General features: G+C 47.7%; 11 protein-coding genes and 1 rRNA gene. 11 read left to right on the top strand and 1 reads right to left on the bottom strand.

Going from position 1 to position 14,668, the window contains the following annotated elements:
* The first annotated feature begins 2 nt into the window (after window positions 1-2).
* From murD to lpxC, 8 genes are all read left to right on the top strand, one after another.
* Window positions 3-1,322 carry a UDP-N-acetylmuramoyl-L-alanine--D-glutamate ligase gene (gene murD, locus L5M38_RS10120; RefSeq protein ID WP_263179005.1) on the top strand — a complete coding sequence of 440 codons (1,320 nt, stop codon included), beginning with the start codon at window positions 3-5 and terminating at the stop codon, window positions 1,320-1,322.
* Window positions 1,312-2,523, top strand: a complete 1,212-nt coding sequence (gene ftsW, locus L5M38_RS10115; RefSeq protein WP_113941076.1) for a cell division protein FtsW — start codon at window positions 1,312-1,314, stop codon at window positions 2,521-2,523. The genes murD and ftsW overlap by 11 nt, the downstream gene beginning before the upstream one ends.
* A complete protein-coding gene (gene murG, locus L5M38_RS10110) occupies window positions 2,523-3,611 on the top strand; it encodes an undecaprenyldiphospho-muramoylpentapeptide beta-N-acetylglucosaminyltransferase (RefSeq protein ID WP_263179059.1) in 1,089 nt (362 codons plus the stop codon). Before ftsW ends, murG begins: the two co-directional genes overlap by 1 nt.
* Window positions 3,612-3,613: 2 nt before the next feature.
* Window positions 3,614-5,080, top strand: a complete 1,467-nt coding sequence (gene murC, locus L5M38_RS10105) for a UDP-N-acetylmuramate--L-alanine ligase (RefSeq protein ID WP_263140602.1) — start codon at window positions 3,614-3,616, stop codon at window positions 5,078-5,080.
* Between the two features lie 151 nt (window positions 5,081-5,231).
* The gene (locus L5M38_RS10100) at window positions 5,232-5,981 is read left to right on the top strand and encodes a cell division protein FtsQ/DivIB (RefSeq protein ID WP_168826587.1); all 750 of its coding nucleotides are present in this window, start codon (window positions 5,232-5,234) and stop codon (window positions 5,979-5,981) included.
* Window positions 5,962-7,197, top strand: a complete 1,236-nt coding sequence (gene ftsA / locus L5M38_RS10095) for a cell division protein FtsA (protein WP_006079897.1) — start codon at window positions 5,962-5,964, stop codon at window positions 7,195-7,197. The genes L5M38_RS10100 and ftsA overlap by 20 nt, the downstream gene beginning before the upstream one ends.
* Before the next feature lie 33 nt (window positions 7,198-7,230).
* On the top strand, window positions 7,231-8,418 hold the full coding sequence (ftsZ, locus tag L5M38_RS10090) for a cell division protein FtsZ (protein WP_106648312.1): 1,188 nt from the start codon (window positions 7,231-7,233) through the stop codon (window positions 8,416-8,418).
* Window positions 8,419-8,600: 182 nt separating this feature from the next.
* Window positions 8,601-9,521, top strand: a complete 921-nt coding sequence (gene lpxC, locus L5M38_RS10085) for a UDP-3-O-acyl-N-acetylglucosamine deacetylase (protein WP_198572582.1) — start codon at window positions 8,601-8,603, stop codon at window positions 9,519-9,521.
* 12 nt (window positions 9,522-9,533) lie between these two features.
* Here lpxC and L5M38_RS10080 read toward each other — a convergent pair whose 3' ends face one another.
* Window positions 9,534-9,980, bottom strand: a complete 447-nt coding sequence (locus L5M38_RS10080) for a DUF721 domain-containing protein (RefSeq protein ID WP_263179003.1) — start codon at window positions 9,978-9,980, stop codon at window positions 9,534-9,536.
* A 27-nt stretch (window positions 9,981-10,007) separates the two neighbouring features.
* On the opposite strand from L5M38_RS10080, the gene L5M38_RS10075 reads away from it, so the two are divergent.
* The 3 genes from L5M38_RS10075 to L5M38_RS10065 all read left to right on the top strand — a co-directional run.
* Complete coding sequence (locus L5M38_RS10075; protein WP_105251201.1) at window positions 10,008-10,907, top strand: M23 family metallopeptidase; 900 nt, start codon at window positions 10,008-10,010, stop codon at window positions 10,905-10,907.
* A 60-nt stretch (window positions 10,908-10,967) separates the two neighbouring features.
* The gene (gene secA, locus L5M38_RS10070) at window positions 10,968-13,694 is read left to right on the top strand and encodes a preprotein translocase subunit SecA (protein ID WP_212601193.1); all 2,727 of its coding nucleotides are present in this window, start codon (window positions 10,968-10,970) and stop codon (window positions 13,692-13,694) included.
* 757 nt (window positions 13,695-14,451) lie between these two features.
* A 16S ribosomal RNA gene (locus tag L5M38_RS10065) occupies window positions 14,452-14,668 on the top strand; the annotation flags it as partial.

Raw genomic sequence — 14,668 nt, 5'->3', positions numbered from 1 at the left:
TTATGCAAAATCAGTATTCACACATAGTGTTAGGTTTAGGGGCAACGGGCTTGTCCGTGGTGCGCTATTTGTGTGGAAAGGGCATTACGCCATTGGTGATGGACAGTCGTCGGCAGCCTCCGGGTGCTGAAACGTTAGCAACGTCTTTTCCTGATGTGAAGCTGATTTCTGGCGGATTCGATTGCCGTTATCTTGTGCAAGCGACGCAGATCATTATTAGTCCCGGCATTGCTACTTATACCCCAGAGGTGCGTGCCGCTGTGGATATGGGCATTGAGGTGATTGGCGATGTGGAGCTATTTGCCCGTGAGATTGCTGACCGTAAACCTTGTGTGATTGGTATTACTGGCTCTAACGGAAAATCGACCGTCACTACGTTGGTGGGCGAGATGGCAAGGGAAGCGGGTATTGCTGTTGCCGTCGGAGGTAATATCGGTGTGCCTGCGCTGGATTTACTGCATGAAAATACGGACTTATTTGTGCTTGAGTTGTCGAGCTTTCAATTGGAAACCACCCACAGTCTTAAGTGTGTGGTGGCGACCTGTTTGAATATCAGCGAAGACCACATGGACAGATACAGTGACATCGATGCCTACCGCGAGGCTAAATTACGCTTATACAAACAAACCCGTGCCGTACTCTTTAATCGTGACGATAAACTGACCGTACCGCCAGAACCAATGAACCAAAACAGTTTTGGTTTAGCGGCGCCAGAAGCGGACGAATGGGGCATCAGCGACAGCAAGATTTATCACGGCAGCAGCGAAATAATGCCGATTACTGAAGTGTCACTGATTGGCAGTCATAACCATGCCAACCTACTTGCGGCGATGGCGCTTGTGGATGTCGTCGGTGTCGATAAGCACGTTATGGCAAAAGTGGCGCGTACTTTTACTGGCTTATCCCATCGCTGTGAAGTGGTTGGTGTTAAGAATGGCGTGACCTATGTCAATGACTCTAAAGCGACAAATGTCGGTGCCACAGTCGCCGCGCTCGATGGCTTGAGTGACCACTTAGGCGATATTATTTTGATTGCTGGCGGTGACGGTAAAGGGGCTGATTTTAAGCCTTTAGCTGTGGCTTTAGCTAAAGTCACACACCTCATCACCTTAGGCCGCGATGGTAAAAAGATTGCTGCATTGAAAGACGGCTCGATAAGAGTCGACACTATGGCTGCTGCGGTAGCGAAAGCCGCTGAATTGGCAACTTCTGGTGATATCGTTTTATTATCGCCAGCCTGCGCCAGTTTAGATATGTACAGTAACTTCATGGCTCGAGGTGATGATTTTAGAAACCTCGTGGGACAACTTAATGGCGAGTGATGCAAGACAACTTAGCCTATTTGGGCGTTTGCGTTTAGCAATACCCAATTGGCAACGTGATACCGAAGTCCCGGGCGTGCAATTGTACGACCGTGCTTTGCTCGCGGCTGTGTTGTCTTTGATTAGCTTCGGCTTTGTAATGGTGATGTCAGCCTCTATGCCTGAAGCGCAAACGCTCACGGGGAACCCATTTTATTTTATGACTCGCCATGTGGGTTATTTAGTGGGTTGCTTATTCATTGCGGCATTTGTGCTAAGAGTAGAGATGCAGACTTGGCAGCGCTGGAGCCCCATGTTGTTGTTGATTGTGGGTTTGATGTTGTTGGCTGTATTGGTGGTTGGCACTACGGTAAACGGTGCAACGCGTTGGTTATCCATAGGCCCTATTCGCATCCAGGTGGCGGAAGTCGCTAAATTTGCCTTCGCCATCTATATGGCGGGTTACTTAGTGAGGCGTCATCAGGAAGTGCGCGAGAATGCTAAAGGCTTCTATAAGCCGATTGCAGTATTTGCGATTTACGCTGTGCTGATTTTGATGCAGCCCGACTTAGGTACTGTGGTGGTGCTATTTGTGGGAACGGTTGGTCTATTGTTTTTAGCCGGTGCGCGTTTACTCGATTTCTTTGCCTTGATTTTTGCGGGCGTATTGGCGTTCGTGGCCCTAGTGCTATTGGAACCGTATCGTATCCGCCGAGTGACTTCCTTTATGGATCCTTGGCAAGATCCCTTCGGTAGCGGTTACCAGTTGACTCAATCTTTGATGGCCTATGGTCGAGGTGATTGGTTTGGCCAAGGGCTCGGAAATAGTATTCAAAAATTAGAATATTTACCCGAAGCGCACACTGACTTTATCTTTGCCGTGATCGGGGAAGAATTGGGCTTTATCGGCATTATTGCCGTGTTATCTGTACTGCTATTTGTGGCGCTGAGATCGATTCGTTTAGGTAATTTGTGTTTAGCCATGGATAAGCCATTTGAAGGTTATTTAGGTTATGCCATCGGTATTTGGATTTGTTTCCAGACTGTGGTGAATGTCGGCGCGAGTATCGGCATGTTGCCAACCAAAGGGCTGACATTACCTTTTATCAGTTACGGTGGTAGTAGTTTATGGGTCATGACTGCGGCAGCTATGATGTTGTTGCGCATTGATTACGAGCGGCGCATGACATTAGTTCAGGCCGTGCAAGGGAGATTGAAGTGATGACTCCAACAGGAAAACGTATTTTAGTCATGGCGGGTGGTACGGGAGGACATGTGTTCCCGGCACTGGCGGTGGCTAAGTATTTAGCTCAACAGGGTTGGCAAGTGCGTTGGTTAGGCACGGCAGATCGTATGGAGGCGCGTTTAGTGCCCCAGTATGGATTTGATATTGATTTCATCGATATCAAAGGTGTGCGCGGTAATGGTTTGATCCGAAAACTTGCGGCGCCCTTTAAAGTGGTGCGTTCAATATTGCAGGCTAAGGCCGTGATTGCTGAGTTTAAACCCGATGTGGTCCTTGGCATGGGCGGATTCGCCAGTGGCCCAGGTGGTGTTGCGGCAAGATTAGCTGGAATTCCACTGGTGCTGCATGAACAAAATGCCATCCCAGGGATGACAAACAAGTTGTTGTCGCGGATTGCGACGCAAGTGTTATGCGCCTTTAAAAATACCTTTACCACAGTGAAGGCCAAGGTCGTTGGTAATCCGATTCGCCAAGAACTGATTGCCTTAGGTGCAGAACCTAAGCATGAGGCTGATAAAGCCTTAAAAGTGCTCGTGGTCGGTGGCAGCCTTGGCGCCAAAGTATTTAACGATCTTATGCCAGAAGCGGTCGCGATACTGAGTCAGCAGCAGTCTGTGACGGTTTGGCATCAAGTGGGTAAAGATAATCTTACGGGCGTGAAGGCGGCATATCAGCAACAAGGACAAGATGGTGGCGTGAATATCGCTGAGTTTATCGACGATATGGAAGCCGCCTATCGCTGGGCTGATGTGGTATTGTGCCGAGCTGGCGCCTTGACTGTGTCTGAGTTAGCAGCGGTGGGGCTACCGAGTATTCTGGTACCTTATCCCCATGCAGTGGATGATCACCAAACCCGTAACGCTCAAGTATTGGTTGAGGCTGGCGCAGCTTTCCTATTGCCACAGGCCATCTTGGATGTGAATAAACTGGCGAACAAATTACAGTTGCTCGCCAATGACAGAACAGAATTAGCCCGTATGGGCCAAAGAGCGAGAGACGTTGCGGTACTGGATGCGACTGAACAAGTTGCCGCAGTGTGCATCAGCCTTGCTGAGAAAGGATAAGCATGACTAAGACAGAAAGATACGCACAACTGAGAAGCATGATCCCAGAAATGCGCCGTATTAAGCGTATTCACTTCGTCGGCATTGGCGGCGCGGGCATGGGCGGGATCGCCGAAGTGTTAGTGAACGAAGGCTATCAGGTGAGTGGTTCGGATATTGCGCAAAATGCCGTGACCGACAGATTGTGTTTACTCGGAGCCAAGATCCAAATTGGTCATGCCGCTGAAAACGTGCAGCAAGTGGATGTGGTCGTCATATCAACCGCGATTAATCTGGAAAATCCAGAAATCCTTGCCGCTAAAGAATTACGTATTCCTATTGTGCGTCGTGCTGAGATGTTAGCCGAGTTGATGCGTTATCGACATGGTGTCGCGATTGCGGGCACCCATGGTAAAACCACGACAACGAGCCTTATCGCCAGCGTTTATGGCCAAGCTGGGCGGGACCCAACCTTTGTGATTGGTGGCTTGCTCAACAGTGCCGGTACCAATGCCAGATTAGGCACCAGCCGTTATTTGATTGCCGAAGCCGATGAGAGTGATGCGAGCTTTTTGCATTTGCAGCCTATGGTCAGTGTGGTGACCAACATCGAAGCCGATCATATGGATACTTATGGCGGTGATTTTGAAAAACTGAAATCGACTTTTGTGGATTTTCTACACAACTTGCCGTTCTACGGTGTCGCTGTGGTGTGCATTGATGATGCCGTCGTGCGTGAGATTCTGCCGCGTATTGGCCGTAAACACGTGACCTATGGTTTCAGTGATGATGCGGACGTGCAAGCACTTAATTTTAGCCAGCAAGGTCATCAGTGCCGTTTTACTGTCAGACGTAAAGCTAAAGAAGATCTCGATCTGGTGTTGAATTTACCGGGTCAACATAATGTGCTCAATGCGTTAGCTGCCATTACGGTGGCGACTGAAGATGAAATCGACGATAACGCTATTACTCAGGCTTTAGTGGAGTTCCAAGGTATAGGGCGTCGTTTCCAGCATTTAGGCAAATTCGCCACGCCGAAGGGCGAAGTCATGTTAGTGGATGATTATGGTCATCATCCCAGCGAAGTTGCGGCGACCATTAAAGCTGCGCGCGCAGGATGGCCTGATAGACGTTTGGTCATGGCGTATCAGCCGCACAGATACACTCGTACCCGTGATTTGTATGAGGATTTTGTGGAAGTGTTATCACAAGTGGATTGCTTATTGTTACTCGATATTTATAGTGCGGGTGAAGCGCCGATCACAGGTGCGGATGGTCGCGCATTATGTCGTTCAATTCGCTTGCGTGGTCAGCTAGATCCGATCTTTATCGCAAGCCCAGATCTGCTTGCAGAAGTGCTGCCCGATGTATTGCAGGACGGGGATTTATTACTCACCCAAGGTGCGGGTAATATTGGCGCACTGTCACGACAGTTAGCGTCGTCTGGATTAGGGTTTGCTGTGGTGGAATTACCTGCGCAAGCAAGCTGATCTTTAGCGCTTGATCTGCGAGAAAAAGGAAATTTTGACCAAAGGATTTTGGTCTATATAATGGCCGGTTTTCTGTGGTTTTTAATGGGTGTCGTTAAAGGTGGGATGAAGCGTGTCTTGGAGTGATAAGAGGCGGCACTGGCGGGCAAGAATGTCACGGTTTAATTGGTATCAATGGAGCGGGGCTGGCTTTTTATTCTTCATCGTAGCCAGTTTTGTATTTGGTGGCTATCAGTTACATAAATTTTTGAATGATGCCAGCAACTTGCCGATTGAGGCCGTTGCCATCAAAGGTGAGCGGGTTTACACCACAGATAAAGATATACAAGTAGCACTACAGCATTTAATGCAGCGCAGTTTTTTTAGTGCTGACATTACCTTAGTGCAGCAGGCGTTAGAAGCTTTACCTTGGGTGTATCGCGCATCGGTAAGGCGTGAGTGGCCAGCGAAACTCAGGGTGTATTTGCAAGAGCAACAACCCGCAGCTCATTGGAATGGTGACTTGTGGTTGAACGTGCATGGAGAAGTATTCGAAGCGCCATCGCACCCAGAGCTTGAGCATTTACCGCAGTTATCTGGACCAAATGATATGGGCCTTGAGGTGTTGACTGTCTATGCACAGATCAACTCCCTACTAAAGATTAATGGCTTTACCTTAGCCAGTTTGAATTTAACGCCACGACATGCGTGGCACGCGACCCTTGGAAACGGTATCGTTTTAGATTTGGGTCGAGAAGATAAAATTGCACGGATACAACGATTTATTACTGTTTATCCGGTTTTGGCGAAACAAGAGAAATCCGTTGCCAGAGTAGATTTGCGCTACGACACAGGGTTGGCCGTAGGCTGGGGCGATGCACAAACAAGAGAGCCGATAATTAATGATCAAAAACCAAGATAGAAACCTTATCGTCGGATTGGACATAGGAACCTCTAAGGTCGCAGTGATCATAGGCGAAGTTCTGCCCGATGGCGAAATTAGCATAGTCGGCCTTGGTAACCATCCCTCAAGGGGAATGGATAAAGGTGGCGTGAACGATTTAGATTCGATAGTTCGCAGTGTGCAACGTGCGCTCGATCAAGCGGAATTAATGGCGGATTGCCAAGTTTCATCGGTTTACTTGAGTATTTCGGGCAAACACATCGCCTGCCAAAATGAAAACGGCATGGTATCGATCAATGATGAAGAAGTGACACAGGAAGATGTTGATAACGTGATCCATACGGCTCGCTCGGTGAAGATCCCGACCGAACGTCGCATTTTACACGTGCTGCCGCAGGAATATGCAATCGACGTTCAGGACGGTATTCGCAGCCCAATCGGTATGTCCGGTATGCGTATGGAGGCCAAGGTACACATAGTGACCTGCGCCAATGATATGGCGAAGAATATTACTAAGAGCGTTGAGCGTTGTGGCCTTAAGGTCGACGACTTAGTGTTCTCGGGGATTGCCTCGGCAGATGCTGTGTTGACCTTCGATGAGAAAGATTTAGGTGTATGTATCGTCGATATCGGCGGTGGCACTACGGATATCGCGGTATATACCAATGGCGCCTTGCGTCATTGTGCGGTTGTACCGGTTGCAGGTAACCAAGTGACGAACGACATCGCAAAGATTTTCCGCACGCCGTCGTCGCATGCTGAACAAATTAAAGTGCAGTTCGCCTGTGCGCGCAGTTCTATGGTGAGCCGCGAAGACAGTATTGAAGTGCCATCGGTAGGTGGTCGTCCATCGCGTAGTATGTCACGTCACACGCTCGCCGAAGTGGTTGAACCAAGATACCAAGAGCTGTTTGAGCTTGTGCTTAAAGAGTTGAAAGACAGTGGGTTAGAAGATCAAATCGCCGCAGGTATTGTGCTCACAGGTGGCACAGCGTCGATTCAAGGTGTGGTCGATATTGCGGAAGCGACTTTTGGCATGCCAGTTCGCGTAGCGTCACCGCTACCGATCAAAGGTTTATATGAATACGTGGACCAGTCTATTTACTCCACTGGAGTCGGACTGCTTCATTACGGCGCACGACGGGTGATCGAACGTCAGTTCGAACGTCCTGAGCGCCAAGGGGTAACTAGCGCTTGGAATCGGGTCCAAAGCTGGTTTAAGGGCGAATTTTAATTTTCATAACGCAGGCAACACGGAGATCAGACAATGTTTGAGATCATGGATACTCACTCAGACGACGCGGTGATTAAAGTCATCGGCGTTGGCGGCGGCGGCGGTAACGCTGTCGAACATATGGTCAAACACAACATTGAAGGTGTTGAGTTTATCGTTACCAATACAGACGCTCAGGCCCTGAGAAAATCAGGCGCTGGCTCAACAATTCAATTAGGACGCGATGTCACTAAAGGTCTTGGAGCAGGGGCAAACCCAGATGTGGGTCGTGCTGCAGCTGAAGAAGACCGCGAAAACATTCGCGCGGCAATCAAAGGTTCTGACATGATCTTTATCGCTGCCGGTATGGGCGGTGGTACAGGTACAGGTGCTGCACCTGTTGTGGCTCAAATCGCACGTGAAGAAGGTATTCTGACCGTTGCGGTTGTGACTAAGCCTTTCCCATTCGAAGGGAAAAAACGTATGGCTTACGCTGAGCAAGGTATTGCTGAGCTGGCTAAACACGTGGATTCGTTAATCACGATCCCGAACGAAAAATTATTAAAAGTATTGGGCCGTGGTACTTCTTTACTCGATGCGTTCGCCGCAGCGAATAACGTGTTACTTGGTGCGGTACAAGGTATTGCCGAGCTTATCACTCGTCCTGGTCTGATTAACGTCGACTTCGCCGACGTGAAGACTGTGATGTCTGAAATGGGTAATGCCATGATGGGTACAGGCGTCGCTCGCGGTGAAGACCGTGCAGAAGAAGCGGCCGAAGCTGCTGTTGCCAGCCCATTATTAGAAGACATCGACTTAGCCGGTGCGCGTGGTGTGTTAGTTAACATTACTGCGGGTATGGACATGAGTATCGAAGAATTCGAAACTGTCGGTAATCATGTTAAGGCTTATGCCTCTGACAACGCGACTGTGGTTGTTGGCGCTGTCATCGACCCTGAAATGAGTGATGAGTTGCGTGTAACGGTTGTTGCGACTGGTATTGGTGCTGAAAAGCGTCCAGATATCCAATTGGTTTCTAAACCTGCACCTCGTCCAGAGCCTGTAGTTGTTGAACCAAAAGTCGAAGCCTATGTCGAAGAAGCTGCACATGTGAACTATGCAGCGCCAAAAGGCAACGTGTTGCCAGCGGCTCCGCAGCCAGCTCCTACGCCTGCACCATCGACAAAGCATGAATTGGATTATCTTGATATTCCAGCATTTTTGCGTAAGCAAGCCGACTAGCGAGAGCGTTTGAGTCCAGCGTAATATGTGAGGTGTTGTTCGTTTTGGGCAATACCACAACATAGCTGCATTTGTGTGACATAATAAAGTTATGTTATTATGTTGAACCAGTGCGGCTCGATTTGCCGATGCTGAGTGTACAAATATTAGGCTTTATAATTGGCATATAAACGGGTAACTGAATGATATTTCAACGAACTGTTCAGAAAATGGTGAAAACAACTGGTGTCGGATTGCATTCTGGCAACAAGGTCACTTTGAGCATTATGCCCGCGCCCGTTAATTCAGGGATCGTACTCGTGCGCACCGATTTGAGTCCTGCCGTCGCCATTCCAGCGAAGGCGGAGCAAGTTCGTGAAACCACTATGTGTACGGCACTTGTCAATGACGAAGGTATTCGTATCTCGACCATTGAGCATTTATTTGCAGCTCTTGCGGGTTTAGGCATAGATAACGCTGTAATCGAAGTGGACGCGCCTGAAATTCCTATTATGGATGGCAGTGCAAGCCCATTCGTCTTCTTGTTGCAGTCTGCGGGTATTAAAGAGCAGGCCGCGCCTAAGAAGTATTTAAAGATTAAGCGCACTGTGCGCGTTGAAGATGGCGATAAATGGGCCGAGTTAAAACCGTTTAAAGGTTTTAGAGTCAATTTTAAAATTGATTTTGCGCATCCAGAAATCGCTCGTAGCCAACAGCATGTGGTGATGGACTTTTCAACTTCTGCTTTCGTGAAAGATATCAGCCGTGCCCGTACTTTTGGGTTTATGCGTGATATCGAATATTTGCGAGCCAACAACCTAGCGTTGGGCGGTAGCATGGAAAACGCTGTTGTACTTGATGAATATCGCGTCCTTAATCCCGACGGCCTGCGTTATGAGGACGAATTTGTTAAGCACAAAATTCTAGATGCGTTTGGTGATTTATATGTGGCTGGGCACGCTATTTTAGGTGAGTTCACTGCGTATAAAACCGGTCATGCGTTGAACAACCAATTGGTGCGTGCTTTACTCGCGCAACAAGATGCGTGGGAGTTGGTTAGCTTCGAAAAAGAAGCCGATGTCCCCGTCAGCTTTACCGTACCAGGTGGCGCTGTATTTGCTTAAAAAGCGGTAAGATTATTTATTACGGCTGGCCAATGAGGCCAGCCGTTTTAGTTTTTCACCCAGTGAACCGCCAATATTTTCCGCTAATGCTGCAATGTGCTCCGCTGCTGCTGGGCTTAATTCTTTATGTCCCTGTTTAGGCTTTGCGTCATACATTGCTAATCTCGGGTTGACTTTAACTTCAATTGCGGTAAGGATTGGGAGCGTTTCTGCTTGAAGCTGGGTTAATAGCTTCGGCTTTTGGAAATTAATTCGCGCAGCCCAAGCTGCCGAAGTGGTTTCAACCACAAGAACACCCTGGCGGAAATTAGCGACTTTTAGTTGCTCCGCAACAGGACCTGCAATAATCTGCTTCACATGCTGATCCAGATACATAAGTAGTTCCGCTTTCTCAGCAATGTCGGGTAATTTTCCCGATTGATGCAGTAATTGGCTGAGATCTTGAGGGGGCTTTTTCATATGATAATAAGATGGCTGAATTAGGCTATGAGTGTAACAGTATTTATTCAAGGTCGGAATGGCGTCACACGCTGGCAGCCCAGTAAACGCTGGTTGCTACTTCCAATACTATTGTTGGCCACTGGGTCCGGTATTTATCAACACAACTCCGCTCGATTTCAAGATCAGCAAGCCAGTGTCGATAACGATCGTCTCGTGCGCGAACAACAAAAGAAACAAGTCTTAGAGCTTAAAAGTGCTACTGAGTCTCAACTGGCTATGCTTGTGACTCATGTTGCACGTATGCAAGCCAAGATCACCCGTCTCGAAGCTTTAGGTCAACAGGTCGCCCAGCAGAATAAGTTGGATGAAGATTTTGATTTTTCATCCGAGGTTGGTGTGGGTGGTTTGAGCGAACTAGGCACTAACATCGAGCTCGGACAGCTTATCGACGATATGGATAAGTTGGCATCACGAATTGACAATAATAATGTTCAGCTTTCACTACTTGAAACAGTGTCATCTAACCACCATATAGATGATGAACGTTATATATCTGGTATCCCGCTCGATAAAGGTTGGTTATCGTCACCCTACGGATTACGTAATGACCCTTTCAACGGTCGCAGGTCTGTGCATAAGGGGATTGATTTTACCGGTCGAGAAGGAGCTAAAGTTGTTGCGACTGCTGCAGGCGTGGTGACTTTTGCTGGAAATATGTTCGGTTATGGCGAATTGGTTGAAATCGACCATGGTAACGGTTTGCATACGCGTTATGGCCATAATAAAGCTTTGTCAGTGACTGTAGGTGATGTGGTCGCAAAAGGCGATGCTATCGCCAGTATGGGAAGCACTGGGCGCTCAACTGGGGCTCATGTGCATTATGAAGTGTTGCGCGGCGGACAGCAGATAGATCCACAAAAGTTTGTCTACCGCAAAGCAAGTTAATTGAAACATTGGCTTCTAGTTTCCATCATGGACTTGGCCTACAGAGAATAAGTGATTCAGATGTTTGGTAAATTACTGACAAAAGTATTTGGTAGTCGCAACGACCGCACCCTTAAAGGGCTTCAAAAGATCGTTATTAGCATTAACGCATTAGAAGCTGATTATGAAAAATTAACCGATGAAGCATTAAAGGCGAAAACCGCAGAGTTCCGTGAGCGTTTAGCTGCTGGAGCTTCATTAGATAGCATCATGGCTGAAGCCTTTGCGACAGTGCGCGAAGCGTCTAAGCGTGTATTTGATATGCGTCATTTCGACGTGCAGTTACTCGGCGGTATGGTACTCGACAGCAACCGTATTGCTGAAATGCGTACGGGTGAAGGTAAAACCTTAACGGCAACCTTACCCGCCTACTTAAACGCATTGACAGGCAAAGGCGTCCACGTGATTACAGTGAACGATTACTTGGCACGTCGTGATGCCGAGAATAACCGCCCACTGTTTGAGTTCCTTGGTTTAACCGTAGGAATCAACGTCGCTGGTATTGGCCAACATGAGAAGAAATCTGCCTATAACGCCGATATCACTTACGGGACCAACAACGAGTTTGGTTTCGATTATCTGCGCGATAACATGGCGTTTTCACCGCAAGAACGGGTTCAACGTCCGTTGCACTACGCCCTAATCGATGAAGTGGATTCAATCTTAATCGACGAAGCGCGTACGCCGCTGATCATCTCTGGCGCCGCTGAAGATAGCTCTGAGCTATACATCAAGATCAACACCCTGATCCCTAATCTTATCCGTCAAGATAAAGAAGATACGGAAGAGTTTGTGGGTGAGGGCGACTACAGCATCGATGAAAAAGCCAAACAAGTGCATTTCACCGAGCGTGGTCAAGAAAAAGTAGAAAACCTGCTGATCGAGCGCGGCATGTTAGCCGAAGGCGACTCACTCTATTCTGCTGCAAATATTTCCCTATTACACCACGTCAACGCGGCGCTTCGTGCGCACACGCTGTTTGAACGTGATGTGGATTACATAGTACAAGACAACGAAGTCATCATAGTCGATGAACACACGGGTCGTACTATGCCAGGTCGTCGTTGGTCAGAAGGCTTACATCAAGCCGTCGAAGCCAAAGAAGGCGTGCATATTCAAAACGAAAACCAAACATTGGCTTCGATCACTTTCCAGAACTACTTCCGTCAATACGAGAAGCTGGCAGGTATGACAGGTACAGCTGACACTGAAGCGTTTGAATTCCAACACATCTATGGATTAGACACAGTCGTTGTGCCGACTAACCGTCCAATGGTGCGTAAGGATATGGCGGATTTAGTTTATTTGACCGCCGATGAAAAATATCAAGCGATCATTAAAGACATTAAAGATTGCCGTGAACGTGGTCAGCCAGTATTGGTGGGTACAGTATCAATCGAACAGTCTGAACTGTTAGCGCGCTTAATGGTGCAGGAAAAGATCCCGCACGAAGTTTTAAATGCTAAATTCCACGAACGAGAAGCTGAAATCGTCGCGCAAGCTGGCCGTACTGGCTCTGTGACTATTGCGACGAACATGGCAGGTCGTGGTACCGATATCGTGCTTGGCGGCAACTGGAACATGGAAATCGATGAACTCGATAATCCAACAGCAGAGCAAAAAGCTAAGATCAAAGCCGATTGGCAAATTCGTCATGATGAAGTCGTTGCTGCGGGTGGTTTACATATCCTAGGTACAGAACGTCACGAATCACGCCGTATCGATAACCAGTTACGTGGTCGTGCGGGTCGTCAAGGTGACGCGGGTTCATCACGCTTCTATCTATCGATGGAAGATAGCTTAATGCGTATCTTCGCCTCGGATCGTGTCTCTGGCATGATGAAAAAGCTGGGTATGGAAGAAGGCGAAGCGATCGAGCATCCATGGGTGTCACGCGCAATCGAAAACGCTCAACGTAAAGTTGAAGCCCGTAACTTCGATATCCGTAAGCAATTACTCGAATTTGATGACGTCGCTAACGATCAACGCCAAGTGGTTTACGCCCAGCGCAATGAGTTGATGGATGCGGAAAGTATTGAAGATACTATCCAAAACATCCAAGACGATGTGATTGGCGCAGTAATTGATCAGTATATTCCACCGCAATCAGTAGAAGAGCTGTGGGATATCCCAGGTTTAGAGCAACGTCTACACCAAGAATTTATGCTCAAATTACCTATCCAGGAATGGTTAGATAAAGAAGACGATCTGCATGAAGAGAGTCTACGTGAGCGTATTATTACTGCTTGGGGCGATGCGTATAAGGCAAAAGAAGAAATGGTTGGCGCACAAGTGCTACGCCAGTTTGAAAAAGCCGTTATGCTACAAACGCTCGATGGCCTGTGGAAAGAACACTTAGCGGCGATGGACCATCTGCGTCAAGGTATCCACTTACGTGGTTACGCGCAGAAGAATCCAAAGCAAGAATATAAGCGTGAGTCGTTTGAGTTATTCCAACAACTATTGAACACCTTGAAACACGACGTCATCAGTGTGCTGTCGAAAGTACAAGTGCAAGCTCAGTCAGATGTGGAAGAAATGGAAGCGCGTCGTCGTGAAGAAGATGCCAAGATCCAGCGCGACTATCAACACGCAGCGGCAGAGTCGCTTGTTGGCGGTGGTGATGAGCATGAAGCTGTCACTGCGCAAGCACCGATGATCCGTGATGGTGACAAAGTGGGTCGCAACGATCCTTGTCCTTGTGGCTCTGGTCGTAAGTACAAACAATGTCACGGCAAGTTAAGTTAATCTGCTGACAGATTAAGCCTACTGAATAAGTAGAATAAAACGTACACTAAAGGCAACTTATCTAAGTTGCCTTTTTATTTCTTCATTAATTTAGAATTAAGCCTCACGTTTACTCCCATGTCATCCGGATTACATTCTTACTCTTCTTTATATAGCTAATCGTCGTTATTCCCCATTGAACATCATTTCATTCTTATCGATAGCCTCTAAAGTTAACCCGCCGCTGTAGCAAATTTAACCGTTAAAACCCATTTTGTGGATAAGTCTGAGGATAAAGTGGGGGTATTGTGTGACTAACTGAAAGTATTAAAAAAAGATCCATTTTTCTCAAAAAAGCCCTTGCGGACTTTCTCAATCTCCCTATAATGCGCATCCACTGACACGGCAGACAGCGAAACGCAAGTTAAGCAAAGAAAGCCAAGCAGTTCATCGGTTAGCAAGCTAAACGATGAGTGTTGAGAAAGTTTAAAAAACTACTTGACGCACTAACGGGAATGCGTAGAATACGCAGCCCTGACCCGCTGAAAACTCAGTGTGTGGTCAACGCTCTTTAACAATTTATCAAGCAAATCTGTGTGGACACTCACAGGTGTTGAGTTAATCGAAACTGCTTAGCCTCAGGGTTGGCAGTCAAAAATTTAAATCAATGTAACAATGAGTGTTCATAGTAATATGTACAGTTTGTTTCTTTTAGCGAGAAACAAAAAATCAGAATTCATTGAGCYGCTGAAGTCGCAAGACGGAAGCAACAAAACTTTAATTGAAGAGTTTGATCATGGCTCAGATTGAACGCTGGCGGCAGGCCTAACACATGCAAGTCGAGCGGCAGCACAAGGGAGTTTACTTCTGAGGTGGCGAGCGGCGGACGGGTGAGTAATGCCTAGGGATCTGCCCAGTCGAGGGGGATAACAGTTGGAAACGACTGCTAATACCGCATACGCCCTACGGGGGAAAGGAGGGGACCTTCGGGCCTT

This window comes from Shewanella sp. SM101 (assembly GCF_025654465.1).
Taxonomy (GTDB): domain Bacteria; phylum Pseudomonadota; class Gammaproteobacteria; order Enterobacterales; family Shewanellaceae; genus Shewanella; species Shewanella oncorhynchi.
The sequence above is the reverse complement of the archived record's forward strand: the minus strand, read 5'-3'. Positions and strand labels throughout refer to the sequence as shown.